This is a genomic window from Microbacterium xanthum, assembly GCF_034531355.1.
Classification (GTDB): Bacteria; Actinomycetota; Actinomycetes; order Actinomycetales; family Microbacteriaceae; genus Microbacterium; species Microbacterium xanthum.
Map to the genome: position 1 here is coordinate 904,795 of NZ_JAWHUE010000002.1, position 16,042 is coordinate 920,836.

The 16,042-nt window shown below is 69.7% G+C and carries 17 protein-coding genes; 10 read left to right on the forward strand and 7 right to left on the reverse strand.

Annotated features, from left to right (window positions below; translation table 11 throughout):
- The first annotated feature begins 133 nt into the window (after positions 1-133).
- Positions 134-403, forward strand: a complete 270-nt coding sequence (gene rpsO, locus RZO50_RS09655; protein WP_322599495.1) for a 30S ribosomal protein S15 — start codon at positions 134-136, stop codon at positions 401-403.
- Positions 404-479: 76 nt separating this feature from the next.
- On the opposite strand, the gene RZO50_RS09660 is transcribed toward rpsO, so the two are convergent.
- Positions 480-1,616 carry an acyltransferase family protein gene (locus RZO50_RS09660; protein ID WP_322599496.1) on the reverse strand — a complete coding sequence of 379 codons (1,137 nt, stop codon included), beginning with the start codon at positions 1,614-1,616 and terminating at the stop codon, positions 480-482.
- 134 nt (positions 1,617-1,750) lie between these two features.
- On the opposite strand from RZO50_RS09660, the gene RZO50_RS09665 reads away from it, so the two are divergent.
- Positions 1,751-2,947 (forward strand): LLM class flavin-dependent oxidoreductase, encoded by a 1,197-nt coding sequence (locus tag RZO50_RS09665; RefSeq protein ID WP_322599588.1) that lies wholly within the window; start codon positions 1,751-1,753, stop codon positions 2,945-2,947.
- A 1-nt stretch (position 2,948) separates the two neighbouring features.
- Positions 2,949-3,602 carry a CE1759 family FMN reductase gene (locus tag RZO50_RS09670; protein WP_322599497.1) on the forward strand — a complete coding sequence of 218 codons (654 nt, stop codon included), beginning with the start codon at positions 2,949-2,951 and terminating at the stop codon, positions 3,600-3,602.
- Positions 3,603-3,604: 2 nt separating this feature from the next.
- Here the strand turns inward: RZO50_RS09670 and RZO50_RS09675 are convergent, their stop codons facing one another.
- Entirely contained in the window at positions 3,605-4,213 is a 609-nt protein-coding gene (locus RZO50_RS09675; RefSeq protein WP_322599498.1) for a DedA family protein, read from the reverse strand.
- A 139-nt stretch (positions 4,214-4,352) separates the two neighbouring features.
- On the opposite strand from RZO50_RS09675, the gene RZO50_RS09680 reads away from it, so the two are divergent.
- The 5 genes from RZO50_RS09680 (at position 4,353) to RZO50_RS09700 (ending at position 11,645) form a co-directional block, all read left to right on the forward strand.
- Positions 4,353-6,326, forward strand: a complete 1,974-nt coding sequence (locus RZO50_RS09680; protein ID WP_322599499.1) for a glycosyltransferase — start codon at positions 4,353-4,355, stop codon at positions 6,324-6,326.
- A 56-nt stretch (positions 6,327-6,382) separates the two neighbouring features.
- Positions 6,383-7,162, forward strand: coding sequence for a fructosamine kinase family protein (locus RZO50_RS09685; RefSeq protein ID WP_322599500.1), 780 nt, complete (start codon positions 6,383-6,385; stop codon positions 7,160-7,162).
- Positions 7,163-7,432: 270 nt separating this feature from the next.
- Complete coding sequence (locus RZO50_RS09690) at positions 7,433-9,709, forward strand: polyribonucleotide nucleotidyltransferase (protein ID WP_322599501.1); 2,277 nt, start codon at positions 7,433-7,435, stop codon at positions 9,707-9,709.
- A 318-nt stretch (positions 9,710-10,027) separates the two neighbouring features.
- Entirely contained in the window at positions 10,028-10,945 is a 918-nt protein-coding gene (locus tag RZO50_RS09695; RefSeq protein ID WP_322599502.1) for an aldo/keto reductase, read from the forward strand.
- A 97-nt stretch (positions 10,946-11,042) separates the two neighbouring features.
- The gene (locus tag RZO50_RS09700; protein ID WP_322599503.1) at positions 11,043-11,645 is read left to right on the forward strand and encodes a histidine phosphatase family protein; all 603 of its coding nucleotides are present in this window, start codon (positions 11,043-11,045) and stop codon (positions 11,643-11,645) included.
- A 103-nt stretch (positions 11,646-11,748) separates the two neighbouring features.
- Here the strand turns inward: RZO50_RS09700 and RZO50_RS09705 are convergent, their stop codons facing one another.
- Positions 11,749-12,216, reverse strand: coding sequence for a GNAT family N-acetyltransferase (locus tag RZO50_RS09705; RefSeq protein WP_322599504.1), 468 nt, complete (start codon positions 12,214-12,216; stop codon positions 11,749-11,751).
- A 54-nt stretch (positions 12,217-12,270) separates the two neighbouring features.
- Here RZO50_RS09705 and dapB point away from each other — a divergent pair, with 54 nt between their 5' ends.
- A complete protein-coding gene (dapB, locus tag RZO50_RS09710) occupies positions 12,271-13,083 on the forward strand; it encodes a 4-hydroxy-tetrahydrodipicolinate reductase (RefSeq protein ID WP_322599505.1) in 813 nt (270 codons plus the stop codon).
- Positions 13,080-13,526, forward strand: coding sequence for a hypothetical protein (locus RZO50_RS09715; RefSeq protein WP_322599506.1), 447 nt, complete (start codon positions 13,080-13,082; stop codon positions 13,524-13,526). Before dapB ends, RZO50_RS09715 begins: the two co-directional genes overlap by 4 nt.
- Here RZO50_RS09715 and RZO50_RS09720 read toward each other — a convergent pair whose 3' ends face one another.
- The 4 genes from RZO50_RS09720 to RZO50_RS09735 form a co-directional block, all read right to left on the reverse strand.
- Positions 13,527-14,438: a TIGR01777 family oxidoreductase gene (locus tag RZO50_RS09720; protein ID WP_322599507.1), complete on the reverse strand. Its 912-nt coding sequence runs from the start codon at positions 14,436-14,438 to the stop codon at positions 13,527-13,529.
- The gene (locus RZO50_RS09725) at positions 14,431-14,856 is read right to left on the reverse strand and encodes an OsmC family peroxiredoxin (protein WP_322599508.1); all 426 of its coding nucleotides are present in this window, start codon (positions 14,854-14,856) and stop codon (positions 14,431-14,433) included. Before RZO50_RS09725 ends, RZO50_RS09720 begins: the two co-directional genes overlap by 8 nt.
- A 115-nt stretch (positions 14,857-14,971) precedes the next feature.
- Positions 14,972-15,505 (reverse strand): DUF4395 domain-containing protein, encoded by a 534-nt coding sequence (locus RZO50_RS09730; protein ID WP_322599509.1) that lies wholly within the window; start codon positions 15,503-15,505, stop codon positions 14,972-14,974.
- On the reverse strand, positions 15,498-15,935 hold the full coding sequence (locus RZO50_RS09735; protein ID WP_322599589.1) for a thioredoxin domain-containing protein: 438 nt from the start codon (positions 15,933-15,935) through the stop codon (positions 15,498-15,500). Before RZO50_RS09735 ends, RZO50_RS09730 begins: the two co-directional genes overlap by 8 nt.
- Positions 15,936-16,042: the final 107 nt, after the last annotated feature.

Sequence of the window (16,042 nt, forward strand, 5' to 3'; positions counted from 1 at the left end):
ATCCGCGACGGCGTCGTGCCGGGTCGGTGAACGCTGGTAGACTATTGCGGTTGCCGTTGGATCGGCCGCGGATAAAGAGAGCTCACGCATCGGGCGTCGGGCACCGCGCAACAAGCAGAGAGGGGATCACTTTATGGCACTGGAAGCAGACGTCAAGAAGGCGATCATCGAAGAGTACGCAACGCACCCCGGTGACACCGGATCCCCCGAGGTGCAGGTGGCGCTCATGACGCAGCGCATCACCGACCTGACCGAGCACCTCAAGGGACACAAGCACGACCACCACTCGCGTCGTGGCCTGTTCCTGCTCGTGGGTCAGCGCCGTCGCCTGCTCGGCTACCTCCAGGACGTCGACATCGAGCGCTACCGTGCGCTCATCGGCCGACTGGGTCTTCGCCGATAACGCCACCGCGTTCAATCGTCTTCTCGAAGGGCCGTCCACGGTGTGGGCGGCCCTTCGTCATGCTCGCTGCGCCGTCTCAGGCGCCGTCGTGAGTGCGATGAGACCCCGTCGGATCGTTGCGGCGCCCGACCGCGGACAGAGACGGGTCGGTGAACAGCCAGGTCGGCCGCGGCTCCACCAGGGGGCGGAACACCTGTCGCACGGGCCGTGTGGCCAGGCCGAGCGAGATCAGCACCGAGGCGACGATCACGAGGGGGAGCCACAGCCACGTTGGGTCCAGGCCGCGCAGGACACCTGATTCGCGGAACGGGTACAGCACGAACGAGTGCAACAGGTAGACATACATCGTGTACTGGCCGAAGTGTGTCCACCAGTGCTTCTCGCGCGGGACGATGCTGAAGAAGGCGACACTCAGGGTGAGTGCGACCACCATGAGCAGAAGGCGCACGCCGCCGGCCCACCACCCCCGCTCGCCGATCGTGGCGTAGTCGTCGTCGTAGAACAGCCATTGGCGCAGCTCCATCGCCTGCCAGAAGTCGAGGAAGAACCATGCGGCCCAGCCGGCCGCGACGAAGGCCGCCAGGGAGAGGGCGGTGACCCACCATCGCGGACGCAGCAGGGCGAAGCGCTCGACGAGGTCGTGTTCGTGGATCCACCACCCCAGGGTGAAGAACGGCAGCAGGCCGAGCGTGCGCGACAGCGAGAACGTCGAGTCGATGTTCGGAAGGTATCCCGCTCCGATGCTGATCAGCAGGGTCCACAGAAGCGGCCACCGCAGCAGGGCCAGGTAGGGCAGCACCAGTCGGAAGATCGCGAGCGCGAGAAGGAACCACAGCGTCCACGACGGCTGGGTGATGTTCGGGTCCGCCTGTCCCTCCACGATGAGCTTGGTGATCGTCCAGAGTCCCTCGAAGACGAGGTAGGGGAGCACGATGTCGGTGACCACCCGCACCATCTGGCGGCGACCCGGTGGGTCGGACTTCGAGAAGTAGCCGGAGATGAGAGCGAACGCGGGCATGTGGAAGGCGTAGACGAGCAGATACAGTCCCAGCGCGATGTCCGAGTCGTAGGTCAGGCGCTGGATGGCATGACCGAGCACCACCAACACGATGCAGGCGAAGCGCGCATTGTCCCAGAACGGCACGCGGCGTTTGCCCGTGGACGTGCGGACGGAGCCGGTCGCGGCCGGGGGTGATGATGTCGAGTCGCTCATATCGAGAAGGACACCTTACTCCCGGGAATACCCTGGAGCGCACCGCGTTCCACAAGGTACATTCGTTTGCATAAATCGGATGCGTGTACGCATCGAGGATCGGAGACATCGTGGACGACACGATCTGGGCGGGAATGCAGTTCGGCATCTTCACGGTGAGCGACATCACGGAAAACCCCACCACCGGGCGCACCCCGAGCGAAGCCGAGCGCATCCAGGACACGCTCACCATCGCGCGCCATGCCGAGGACGTGGGTCTGGATGTGTTCGCGCTCGGCGAGCACCATAATCCGCCCTTCTGGTCGTCGTCGCCCACGACGGCGCTGGCCTACATCGCCGCGCAGACCGAACGACTCGTGCTGTCGACCGCGACCACGCTGATCACCACGAACGACCCGGTGAAGATCGCGGAGGACTTCGCGATGCTCCAGCACGTCGCCCGCGGCCGCGTGGACGTCATGCTGGGACGAGGGAACACCGGCCCGGTGTATCCGTGGTTCGGCAAAGACATCCGACAGGGCCTGCCGCTCGCGATCGAGAACTACGCACTGCTGCACAAGCTGTGGCGCGAAGACGTCGTCGACTGGGAAGGGAACTTCCGGACCCCCCTGCAGGGATTCACCTCGACGCCGCGCCCGCTCGACGGCGTGGCCCCGTTCGTCTGGCACGGCTCGATCCGGACCCCGGAGATCGCGGAACAGGCCGCCTTCTACGGCGACGGGTTCTTCGCCAACAACATCTTCTGGCCGAAAGAGCATTATCAGCGTCTGATCGGCCTCTACCGGCAGCGCTACGCGCACTACGGTCACGGCACGCCGGAACAGGCGATCGTCGGGCTGGGAGGTCAGGTCTTCATGCGAGCGAACTCGCAGGACGCGGTGCGGGAGTTCCGCCCCTACTTCGACAATGCGCCCGTGTACGGTCACGGGCCGTCCCTCGAGGACTTCAGCGACATGACCCCGTTGACCGTGGGGTCGCCGCAGCAGGTCATCGACCGCTACGCGGGCATGCGCGAACACTATGGCGACTACCAGCGGCAGCTGTTCCTCATGGACCACGCGGGGCTGCCGCTGAAGACCGTGTTGGAGCAGCTCGACATACTCGGAGGCGAGGTCGTCCCGGTGCTGCGGCGAGAACTGGCGAGGGACCGTCCGTCCGAGGTGCCGGATGCCCCGACACACGCGGCACGCGTCGCGGCGGCCGGCGGCGGGCGGCAGGCGCGACCGCGTGCGAACCGCGGCGACAACCTCTCCGGCCCCGCCCCGTACCGGGACGGGCCCGTCGCATCGGGTGCCTCGTTCGGCGTGGCCGCCGCGGGTCTGGGGGTGTGAGGTGGTCGACTCCTCTCCGCGTCGTGTGGCCGTCGTCTCGGCGGGCCTGTCCCACCCGTCCTCTACCCGCATCCTGGCCGACCGACTCGCCCATGCCACCCTCGAGCGGCTCGGCGAGCGGGGGATGCCGGCCGAGGTCGACACGTTCGAACTGCGCGATCACGCGCATGAGATCACCGACAACCTGCTGACCGGTTTCGCCCCGCCCAAGCTCGAGACGATGGTGAACGCCGTCGTGTCGGCTGACGCGCTCATCGCGGTGACCCCGATCTTCTCCACGAGCTACTCCGGCTTGTTCAAGTCGTTCATCGATGTCCTCGACCCCGACGCGCTGGCCGGCAAGCCGGTGCTCATCGGCGCGAACGCCGGAACGGTCCGTCACTCGCTGGCCATCGACTACGCGATCCGGCCACTGTTCGCGTACCTGCACACCCAGCCCGTGTCGACCGGCGTATTCGCCGCGTCATCGGACTGGGGTGGTGCCGACGACGGTTCTTCCCCGCTGTCGGAGCGGATCGCTCGCGCCGCGGCGGAATTCGCGGACGCCATCGGAGCGCGACCCGTCGTCAGCAGGATCGACCCGTTCGACCCGGCGGCGTACCTCGGTCGGGGACGCTCGTTCGACGATCTCCTCGGCGGGCTCTCCCGCGACTGAGTTCACGCGGTCCCGTCCCCGCGCCGCGCTCTCCGCCGCGCCGCCAGGACGAGGTCGACCGCTGCCCCCAGGGCCAGGGCGAGGGCGACCGAGACGACAACCGCCACCACGGGACCACCCGGGACCAGGAACGCCACTGCCGCCCCGATGAAGGTCTGGTAGGCAGCCCAACCGGTCGCGGCGATGCCGGCGACGGTGAGGAAGCGTGCGGCGGGAACCCGGGTCGCGCCTGCGGTCAGATCGACGGCGAGCCTGGCGAACGGGATGAAGCGGGCGGTGAACACGATGGATGCCATGCTGCGCTCCAGCCGCCGGTTCGCCCAATCCAGCGCCGCGCGCACCCGTGCCGTGCGCATCCACCGCCAGCGATCGACCCCGGCAAAGCGACCGAGCGCATAGATCGCGGCGTCGCCCGCGAAGGCCGCGGCTGCGGCGACGGCGATCACGCCGACGATGGGCGGTCGTCCGCCCGAGACGGCAAGTGCCCCGAGGGCGGTGACCGCAGCCTCGCCCGGGACGACGACGAGAAAGGCATCGGCGGCGACCAGCAGGAACAGCAAGGGCAGCGCCCACGGGCTTCCGGCGATCTGCACCAAGACGTCGTCGAGCACGACCGAGGAGTACCAGCCGCGGGTGAACGGCGACCGAACACCGACGGCCTGGTGACCTGGCGCGGTGCATCGGGTGAACAGTCGGCGACAGGGCCCGTGCCGCGGCGCGCGACGGGTCGATGACCCTCACTCTGGACACGTGAGAGTCGCGATCCTTGCGGAATCATTCCTCCCGCACATGAACGGTGTCACCGGTTCGGTCCTCCACGTTCTCCGGCACCTCTCCGACCACGGCCACGAAACGCTCGTGATCGCGCCGAAGGCAGGCGAGGTCGACGCGGACCTCCACGGGGCGCGCACCGCCCTGATGCGCTCGGTCCCGCTTCCCTCCTACCCGGACGTCCGTGTCGTCTTCGCCCGCGCCGCGACTCTGGCCGGACTGCTGCGCGAGTTCGCTCCGGATGTCGTCCACCTCGCCTCGCCGTTCGTGCTCGGCTGGCAGGGCATCGCCGCGGCTGACGCCCTGAAGATCCCGACGGTCGCGGTCTACCAGACCGACGTGGTCGCCTACGCGCGCAAATACGGTGTGCCGCAGGCCACCTCGTTGGTGGCCGCCCACATCGGCCGGCTGCACCGCCGCGCCACGCTGAATCTCGCGCCCTCGACCTCCTCCCGCACGCAGCTGGAAGACCTCGGGGTCGACCGCATCCGCATCTGGGGGCGAGGGGTCGACACGACCATGTTCCGTCCCGACCGGCGCAGCGACGCGTGGCGGGATCTCGTCGCGTCCGGGCAGACCATCGTCGGATATGTCGGTCGGCTCGCTCCGGAGAAGCAGGTCGAAGACCTCCGCGTCCTCCACGATCTGCCGGGCGTGCGCGTCGTGATCGTCGGCGACGGCCCTTCCCGCCCCGCGCTCGAACGCGCGATGCCCGAGGCGGTGTTCACCGGGCACCTTTCCGGAGCCGCCCTCGGGCAGGCGCTGGCGAGTTTCGACGTCTTCGTCCACCCGGGCGAGAGTGAGACCTTCGGGCAGACCATCCAGGAGGCACTGGCCAGCGGGGTTCCGGTGGTCGCCACAGGTACCGGGGGTCCCGTCGACCTCGTGCGGTCGAGTATCGACGGGTGGCTCTATCGTCCCGGCGATCTCGAGGATCTGCGGTCCCGCGTGGCGGATCTGACCGGCGACGCCGCCAAGCGGGAGGCCTTCGCCGCCGCCGCCCGCGAGTCCGTGCGCGAGCGGTCGTGGGAGGCGATGGTGACCACGCTCGAATCCCACTACGCCGAGGCGCGGAGGCTGCGCGCGATCGACGACCGCCTCCTGGCCCGGGGGGCCAGGCGCCCGTGGGCTCCGTCGGTGGCGCCACGGGCGCCGCGTTGGCAGCGGTACGTCGCACTCGGCGATTCGCTGACGGAGGGACTGTGCGACTCGTCGCGCATGGCGGCAGGCGAGTACCGGGGGTGGGCCGACCGTCTCGCGGAGCTCCTGGCCTACGCGGGCGGGGGTGACAGCCCCTTCCACTACGCCAACTTCGCGGTACGCAGTCGTCGTGTGCGCCATCTGCTCGACGAGCAACTGCCGCAGGCCCTCGCGCTGCGGCCCGACCTCGTCTCGATCCTCATGGGATCGAACGACCTCGTCGGCGGGAGGGAGGATCCGGTCGTTCTGGCGCGCCAGGTCGAGGTCGCCGTGCGCGCGCTGCGCGCATCCGGCGCCGATGTGCTGTTGGTCACGCCTTTCCTTCCGCGTCGGCGCGCCGCCATGCTGTTCGCCAAGCGCTTCGCCGCCTTCAACAGCGAGCTGCGCAGGATCGCCGCCGACACCGGAGCCCTCCTTCTGGATCTGGAGGCGCTGCCGGCCATCGGAGACCTCGAGATGTACGCCGCCGACAAAGTGCACCTGCGCAGCCGCGGACACCGATTCGTCGCTTATCGCGCCGCCGACGCGCTCGGGGTACCCGACGCCGAGACGCTCGGCGGCCTCGACGCGGCCCTCCACGCCGACAACGATCCGGTGTTGACCGGCACGTGGCTGCAGCGCGACGCGCTTCCGTGGATCTGGCGTCGGGTGCGCGGACGCACCGCGGGGGACGGCGTTCTCGCCAAGCACACCGGCCTGATTCAGATCGGTCGGGGCGGTACGGACACGAGGGTGCGTGAGCCGCGCCGCTGAGCCGCCGGCCCCCGACCTCGGTGGACAGGCGGATGCGGGTGTGATCCCATGGCGGCATGGGCGACGTCGTCAAAGAGCGGGAGGACGCGCCGCCGCGGTTCTTCGAGGCGGAGGCCGCGGGACTGCGGTGGCTGGGTGAGGCCCACGCGCGCGGGGGAGTGAGGATCGCGCGGGTGCACGAAGCCACCGCGACCCGCATCCGGGTCGAGCGCGTGTCGCCCGGGACGGCGGACCGCGGCTCGGCGCGAGCCTTCGGCCGGGCGCTCGCCGTCACCCACGCGGCCGGTGCTGCCGCGTTCGGTGCGCCGCCGGACGGTTGGGACGGACCGCTCTACATCGGACGCCTCGCCCAGCCGGTCGCGGCCGAGACGACGTGGGGCGTCTTCTACGCCCGTGACCGCGTCGAGGTCTTCCTGCGGCCCGCCGTCGACGCCGGCAATCTGCCCGCCGGGGACGTGGCCGTCGTCGAACGCGCGTGCGAGGCCGTCGCCGAGGGGGCGTTCGACGACGACGATCCACCCGCCCGACTGCACGGGGACCTGTGGAACGGCAACGTCCTCTTCGCGCCCGACGGAGCCGTCCTCATCGACCCCGCCGCTCACGGCGGACACCGCGAAACCGATCTGGCGATGCTCGAGCTGTTCGGGTTCCCGCACCTCGAGGAGGTGGTCGAGGGGTACCGCCTCACCCACCCCCTGCGTGAGGGGTGGGTACAGCGCATCGCCGTCCACCAGCTGCATCCCCTCGCCGTCCACGCCGTCGGGCACGGGCCCGCGTATGGATCCGCGCTGGTGGACGCGGCCCGCCGCACGTTGGCGCTCTGCGGGCGTTCCTAGGCCGAGTGCCTCGCCGCTGGTAGGCTCGTCGAGGTTGCCCTCGCGGCACCCGCTCAATTTCATATGAGCTCACGGAGCAGGCCGGCAGGAAGCTGGTCCCCTGTGGTGGGTTCCCGATCGACGCGACACCGCGATCGGTGATCTTCGACTGGTGACCAGTGCTGGCGAACACGCGGTTCCCCGCGCGCTGAGATCTGCCTGTTCCTGCTCCTTCGCACGATCTCGCCGGCGAAACGCGCCTGCGAGTCTAAACAAAGAAGGAGAGACCTCTTGGAAGGTCCTGAAATCACCGCCGCCGAAGCCGTCCTCGACAACGGCCGCTTCGGCACCCGCACCGTCCGGTTCGAGACCGGCCGCCTCGCCCAGCAGGCGCAGGGTTCGGTCGCCGCCTACCTGGATGACGAGACCATGCTGCTGTCGGCCACCAGTGCGGGCAAGCACCCGCGCGAAGGCTTCGACTTCTTCCCGCTGACCGTCGACGTCGAGGAGCGCTCCTACGCCGCCGGCAAGATCCCCGGATCGTTCTTCCGTCGTGAGGGCCGCCCGTCGACCGAGGCGATCCTCGTATGCCGTCTGATCGACCGTCCGCTGCGCCCGTCGTTCGTGTCGGGTCTGCGCAACGAGGTCCAGATCGTCGTCACGGTGCTCTCCATCGCGCCGGGCGAGTTCTACGACGCTCTCGCCATCAACGCCGCGTCGCTGTCGACCCAGATCTCGGGTCTGCCCTTCTCGGGCCCCATCGCCGGCGTGCGCCTCGCACTCATCCCCGGCCAGGCCGGCAACGCCGACCAGTGGGTCGCGTTCCCCAAGGCCGAGCAGCTCGACGACGCGGTGTTCGATCTCATCGTCGCGGGCCGTGTGCTGCCCGACGGTGAAGTCGCCATCATGATGGTCGAGGCCGAGGCCACCGAGCAGAGCTGGAACCTCATCAAGGGCGGCGCCGTCAAGCCGAGCGAAGAGGTCGTGGCCGAGGGCCTGGAAGCGGCGAAGCCGTTCATCACGCAGCTCGTGGAGGCGCAGACCAAGGTCGCGAGCACCGCGGCGAAGGAGATCCAGGACTACCCGGTCTTCCCGCCGTACACGTCCGAGGTCTACGACTTCGTCGCCGGTCGCGCCTACGACGACCTCGTCGGGGTGTACCAGATCGCCGACAAGCAGGAGCGCCAGAACGCCGACGACGCCATCAAGGATCGCGTCAAGGCGGAGGTGCTGGCAGCGACCGAGGCGGGCGAGCTGCCCGCCGCCGCTCCGCTGGAGTTCTCCGCCGCCTACAAGTCCGTCACCAAGCTCATCGTGCGTGGCCGCATCCTCACCGAGGGCGTGCGCATCGACGGTCGTGGCCTGGCCGACATCCGCCCGCTCGACGCCGAGGTCCAGGTCATCCCCCGCGTGCACGGCTCGGCGATCTTCCAGCGCGGTGAGACCCAGATCATGGGTGTCACGACGCTGAACATGCTCAAGATGGAGCAGCAGATCGACTCGCTGTCGCCCACGACGAGCAAGCGTTACATGCACCACTACAACTTCCCGCCCTACTCGACCGGTGAGACCGGGCGTGTGGGCAGCCCGAAGCGTCGCGAGATCGGCCACGGCTTCCTGGCCGAGCGCGCGCTCGTGCCGGTGCTTCCCAGCCGTGAGGAGTTCCCGTACGCGATCCGTCAGGTCTCCGAGGCCCTCGGCTCGAACGGTTCGACCTCGATGGGATCGGTCTGCGCCTCGACGCTGTCGCTGCTGAATGCCGGTGTGCCGCTGCGCGCACCGGTCGCCGGTATCGCGATGGGCCTGGTCTCGGATGAGGTCGACGGTCAGACGCGTTACGCCGCACTGACCGACATCCTCGGTGCCGAAGACGCCCTCGGCGACATGGACTTCAAGGTCGCCGGTACCAGCGAGTTCGTCACCGCGATCCAGCTCGACACCAAGCTCGACGGCATCCCGTCGTCGGTCCTGTCGGCGGCCCTGACGCAGGCCAAGGATGCTCGTCTGACGATCCTCAACGTGCTCAACAGTGCCATCGACGCGCCCGACGAGATGGCACCGACCGCGCCTCGTGTCATCAGCGTGCAGATCCCGGTCGACAAGATCGGTGAGCTGATCGGCCCGAAGGGCAAGACGATCAACGCGATCCAGGACGAGACCGGGGCCCAGATCTCCATCGAGGAGGACGGCACCGTCTACATCGGCGCCACCGACGGCCCCTCGGCAGAGGCCGCACGCGCGCAGGTCAACGCGATCGCCAACCCGACCAACCCCGAGGTGGGCGACCAGTTCCTGGGCACGGTCGTGAAGATCGCCACCTTCGGCGCGTTCATCTCGCTGCTTCCCGGCAAGGACGGCCTGCTGCACGTCAGTGAAGTGCGCAAGCTCGCCGGCGGCAAGCGGGTCGAGAACGTCGAAGACGTGGTCTCGGTCGGTCAGAAGCTGCTCGTGCGCATCACGAAGGTCGACGACCGCGGCAAGCTGTCGCTCGAGCCGGTCCTCGAAGACGCCGACCAGGAAGGTCGTGCTGCGGCCAACCCCGGTCCGGAGGAGCCCGCCGAAGGCTGATCCGCGCTTCGCGTCGCGAATGCCCGTCCCGTTGGGGCGGGCATTCGCCATGTGTCGTGATGAAAGCGTTATGCGCAGTTCACCGCCACGTCGCCTGGCGGCGACGCGTGCGCGCGTCACTGCCGTACGCTCGAAGCACGTGCTGGGGGGCGCGAGGGGCGGGAAGCCCGCCTCGTCATCGCGAGGGGGTGTGAGATGTCGGTCCGCGGAACAGGTCCCGAACGCGCCGCCGCGTACGCCCGTCCAGACGCCGACGGCTCTCGCGGCCTCCACCCCTCCGCCCCGATTCCGGTTCAGGGTCCCGGGGTGGGAGCGGGCGTGAGGAGTCCGTTGGGTGAGACGGGCCTGGACATCTTCCCGCTCATCCTGGGCGGCTCCGAGTTCGGATGGAACGTCGACCTCGAGTCCAGCCACGGCATCCTCGACACGTACGCGGAACTGGGCGGCAACGTCGTGCACACCGCGGACAGCTTCTCCGGCGGCCGCAGCGAGCACATCATCGGGCAGTGGATGCGCTCCCGCGGGATGCGCGACGAAATGGTCCTCGCCGTGCGCATCGGGGGGCACCCCGACAACCCCGGCCTCGGCCCGGTCGACCTGGTGCGGGCCGTGGAGTCCTCGCTCGGGCGGCTGCGCACCGACCGGATCGATCTGATCTACCTGGACGCGACCGCCGACACGGCCACGGCGCTCGAAGACACCCTCGCCACGGCGGAGTGGCTCGTCGACACCGGCAAGGCGCGAGCGCTCGGCGCGATCGGATACACCGCCACCCAGCTCATCGAGGCACGCATCCTCGCATCCGCGGGGTTCCCCCGGCTGCACGTCCTCGACGTGCCGTTCAACATTCTGCGACGCCACGAGTTCGATGAGGATCTCCGTCTGATCGCGGGCGCGCAGCAGCTCGCCGTCACCCCCTCCCACGCCCTCGAGCACGGCTTCCTCGCGGGACGCCATCGCACGCGATCCAAAGGCGCCCTGTCGGTTCGTGGTGCCCAGCTGGCGGCGAGCCTCAATCGACGCGGCACACGCACGCTGCGCGCCCTCGACGCCGTCGGCGCCGAGTTGGGGGTCCCCGACGCGGCGGTGGCCGTGGCATGGTTGCTGGCGCAGAAGCTCGTGAGCGCCCCGATCGTCAACGCATACGCGCCTCAGCATGTCGAGGAGCTGGTGCAGGGAGTCGGTGTGCGGCTGAGTCGTGCACAGCTGGCCGAGATCGCCCGCGCCGCGGACTGACCGACGCGCCGGAGGCCAGGCGCCGTCGAGCGAGCGGTGACATAGGGTGGATGAGCGCCCGCAGCGGCGCCGAAGACTTCCCGATGGAGCGAGTGACGTGACGCACTACATCTACCTCGTGCGGCATGGCGAGCACCAGGATGCCGAGCACGGACTGATCGACGGCCCCCTGTCTCCGCGCGGGCGCCGCCAGGCAGCGGCCCTTGCGGACCGACTGTCCGGCGTCCCGTTCGACAGCGTCTGGCATTCCCCGCTCGAGCGCGCCAGCGAAACGGCCCGGGCCTTCGCCGAACGCATGCCCTCTCTCGAACCGACCCCCTCGGCATTGCTGTTCGACTGCGTCCCGACCGGCATGACCGAGGAGACTCCGACGGTCTTCGAACCGTTCTTCGGGGGCGTCACCGACGCCGAGATCGATGCCGGTCGAGCGCAGATGGCGGATGCCGTGAGCGAGTTCCTCCGCCGCAAGAGCGGCGACGTCCACGAGCTGATCATCACGCACAACGCCGTCATCGCGTGGTTCGTGCGCGAGATCCTCCAGGCGCCCGAGTGGAAGTGGATGACACTCAACCAGGCGCACTGCGGCCTCACCGTCATCGCCCAGAAGCAGGGCCGACCGTGGATGCTGCTGACGCACAACGACCTGGCGCACCTGCCCGTCGAGTTGCGCACGGGGCTCCCGGAGACGCATCCCGTCTGAGCCCCGGACGGTCATGTGGCGCCGACTCCACCCATCCGCGCCGAATCCACCCGTTTCGAGCGTCAGAAAGCGGTGGATTCGACGCGAAGTGGTGGACTCGCGGTCAGGTGAGGGGCTTTCTGTACCAGCGCGTCGCGTTGGGATTGTCGTTGTAAGGCGGAATGGTGCGAAAGCCGGATGCGGCGTACAGCGCCGCGGCGGCCTCGAGGGTGTGGTGCGTATCGAGGACGAGTTCGGTCGCTCCGAAGGAGCGGGCACGCTGCTCGAGCTCCTCCAGGAGCAAGCGACCCCAGCCGCGTCCGCGTGTCTCGGGGCGGAGGAAGAGATGCTTGACCTCGTAGCGGACGGCGGCGTCCTCGGCGGTGAGGCGACGGATCCCGCCGCATCCCACAGGGAGGTCCCCATCGCGGAGCAGGACGAAGACCCCGGCCGGGGGTGTGAACGCAGCGGGGTCGGGCGTGGTGGGGGTGTAGGCCCTGCCCGGGAACGATGCCGCGCGCGCGGCGACGTACTCCGCCAGAAGGGCGCGGGCCACCTCCGTGTCCACGGGTTCGGTGTCGATACGCGGCATGACGGGAGCCTAGTGGGAGGCGCCCCGGGACGCCGAGGCGGCTACGGTGGAGGTATGACGACACGTGTGGCCATCGTGGGTGGAACCGGCAAGCTGGGCGGCATCATCCGCGACATCGTGAACGCCGATGACGCCTACCTCGTGCACGCCGTGCTGACGTCGCGCTCCGACATCGACGAGATCGACGGTGCCGATCTCGTGGTCGATGCGTCGACGCCGGCCGTGTCCATCGATGTCGTGCGCGCGGCCGTCGAACGGGGAATCAACGTTCTGGTGGGCACCTCCGGCTGGTCCGCGGAACGGATCGCGCTGGTGCGCCCCCTCGTGGACGCGGCAGGTACAGGGGCGGTGTTCATCCCGAACTTCTCGCTCGGGTCGGTCATCGGCTCGGCGCTGGCCAGCGCGGCGGCGCCGTTCTTCCCGTCCATCGAAATCGTCGAGGCGCACCGCGAGTCGAAGGTCGATTCGCCAAGTGGCACCGCGGTTCGCACGGCCGAGCTCGTCGCCGCGGCGCGCAGCGCGGTCGGACCCGTCGAGTCGCCCCACGTCGATCAGCGAGCCCGAGGCCAGCGTGTCGCGAGCGTTCCCGTGCACTCGCTTCGGCGCCCGGGTGTCGTCGCCAAGCAAGACGTCATCCTGTCCGGTCCGGGTGAGTCCCTGACCATCACCCATGACACCATCGAGCCCGCCCGTGCCTACGCGCCCGGGATCCGCCTGGCCCTCGAGCACGCGCTCGGCGCGCGGGGTGTCGTCGTCGGCCTCGACAGCTTCCTCGACATCGGTATCCGCACGCCGCATGCCGCCGGGAGGGGACCGGTCGACGAGGGCGGAGTGCCCGGCCAGGTCGCGCGCGCCACGGGAGCATGAGCGTCAGAATCGGCGTCGCCGTCATGGCGGTGCTGCTCGCGATCTACATCGCGCTGGTCGGCTGGCGGGCGGTGCTGCTGCTCGGAACCGGCGACCCGGTGGGGATCGCCATGGGTGTCGCCCTCATCGTTCTGCCCCTGATCGCCGCGTGGGGGCTCGGTCGTGAGCTGTGGTTCGGGTGGCGGGCCCAACAACTCGGACGTCTCCTGGAGGCCGATGACGAGCTGCCGGTCGAGTCGGTCGGCGTCCGGCCGAGTGGGCGCGTGCTCCGGGAGGACGCCGACGCGGTCTTCCCGCGCTACCGAGCCGATGTCGAGGCGGCTCCGGAGGATTGGCGGGCGTGGTATCGCCTCGCACTGGCCTACGATGCCTCGGGCGACCGTCGACGCGCGCGGGAGGCGGTGCGCCGGGCGATTCGGCTCGAATCGGGATCCCGCTCCTGATCACGCTTTTGCCAGGGCTGCGTCCACGGCTTCTTCGACGGTGCGGTGGGTGAACCCGAAACCGGAGTCCTCGAGGGCGCTGGGTACGACGTCGGCGTCGGTCGTCAGCAGCGCTTCGACCGCGTCGCGTCCGAGGACGGCTCGCAGGCCCCACGCCGGCGCGCGGACCAGATAGGGCCGATTCATCCGAACTGCGAGGGCGAAACCGAGATCGTTGGCGGTCGCGCGCGTGGGTCCCGTGAGATTGATCGGCCCGGTCAGACCGGAGTCGATCACGTGCCGGATCGCACGTACCTCGTCGTCCAGCGAGATCCAGGGCCAGACCTGGGTGCCGCGTCCGATCGGACCGGACAGGCCCGCCCGGGTGAGGAGCATGAGCGGCTTGAGGACGCCTTCGGGGTGCACCACCGGCGCGGTGCGCAGCAGCGACACGCGCACGTCGTCGCCGGCGGCTCGCGCCGCGTTCTCCCACTCGCCGCACACATCGGCGAGGAAGGCATCTCCGCGTGGCGCGGACTCGTCCACGCGCCCCTCGGGGAACGGGCCGTAATATCCGACCGCGGAGGCCGACACGAACGCGGGCGCCTCTTCGCCCAGCTGGCGGACGGCGCGCGCGATGGCGCGCGTCGGGGTGATGCGCGACCACAGCAGGGTGCTCCGGTAGGAGCGAGTCCACGGGAAGCGCCCGATACTCGCACCGTTGAGCCCGACGACGGCCGACGCACCCGCGAGGACATCCGGATCGAGCGGTCGGGTGTCCGTCAGCCATTCGATCTCGTCCGGCGCCGCGGCCGGGCGCCGGACGAGTCGGACCACATCGTGACCGTCGGCGCGGAGGCTGTCGACGAGCGCCCGGCCGATCAGACCGCCCGCGCCGCCGACGACGATGCGACCGGGGGAGCGGTCAGGCAAGTGTTGCCTCGAGCGTGATCTCGACGCCGGCGAGCGCCTGAGAGACGGGGCAGCCGGCCTTGGCGTCCTCGGCGATCCGCGCGAAGTCCTCGGCGTCGATGCCGGGGACCACGGCGTTGACGTTCAGATGGCTGCCGGTGATGCCGGTGCCCGGCTGGAAGGTCACCGACGCGGTCGTGTCCACGGACTCAGGGGGAGTGCCGTTTCCGGTGAGCGCGTGGGAGAGCGCCATGCTGAAGCAGGAGGCGTGGGCGGCGGCGATCAGCTCCTCGGGGGTCGTGGTCGAGGTGGAGCCCTCGCTGCGTGCCTTCCAGTCCACCGCAAGTGAAGCCGCCCCCGAGGACACCAGGGAGACAGTGCCCTCGCCGTCGGTCAGAGAGCCCTTCCAGGCGGTGGTCGCTTCGCTCGTGACGGTCATGATGCCCCTGTTCCTCGTGGCGGTGACGATGGTCCGACCCGGTGGCGGACGCCGCCAGCCTAATGGCGGGGGCAGTCGGTCGCGACGGGTTGACACCTCACCGGTCGGTGCTCGCTCAGAGGACCGGTCGCTCGCGGCCGATCAGGCCCGCGCGTTGGAGCACGAGGTACAGCTGGCACCCGAGGCACACACCGAACGCCGCATTCAGGAAAGCGGCTGCGAACGCCGCGGCGGCGGCGACGGGAAGCGCCCAGGGGACGCCGGCCAGGTGCAGCAGCAGTCCGATGGCGGAGACGAAGAGCCCCACGCCCTGGGCGAAGCGGGGCGGGCGGGGATCCTCGAGCTCGTTAGGACGAGGCAGGCGCGGTGCGATCAGGCGCCGGTAGAGCACTCCCCAGGGCGCGGAGCCTGGCGCGATCACACCCCACAGGAACAGGAGCGCCAGAGCTGCCAGCAGGAGGAACGCGGGATCCGCGGCACGCTGCCCGAGGCTCGCCGACGTGACCGCCCACCCCGACGCGGCCTCCGATGCGCGGCTGGTCGACAGTCCGGTCAGGCCGAGGAAGACATCGACGAGAAGGAGGAGCGAGGTGATGCCGGCGGCGAACCGCGGCCCGCGCGGGTCGACGCCCCGCGGACGGTCAGACACGAGCGGCGTCCCCGGTGAGGCGGGACAGCTCGAGCTCCAGCATGTGCCGGCTGGGCACTCCGCCGACACGAGACTGCACCGCGCCGGCCGCGTCGAGGATGAGGGTCGTCGGCGTCTGGAGCACGTGGAAGTGCTTGGCGATGTCCGGGCGGTGCGTGAGGTCGATGTCGAGGTGGCGGACGCCCGGGTGTCCGGCTGCGATCTGCGCGAGCGTGCGGTGCACACCAGGGCACTTCGCGCACATCTCCGTGCTGAACTGCAACAGCGTCGCGCGCTCGCCGAGTGTGTCCGCGCCCAGGCGCCGGGGCTGGATCACTTCATGGGGGATGCCCCGGCGGATGCGGCCCTGTCGGGCGCGCACGATCATGCCGGCGCCGACGGTGCCGGCGAGCAGCAGGACGGTGCCGAGGAGGGCGGGCAGGATTTCCACAACAGACAAGGCTAGACGCTGCACGGTGGGAAAAGGCCGATCCGTCGGCAACCGGTGCGGAAGGCCACGAACGGCCCGGTGGCGCGTCGACGGCGGATGCGACGGCG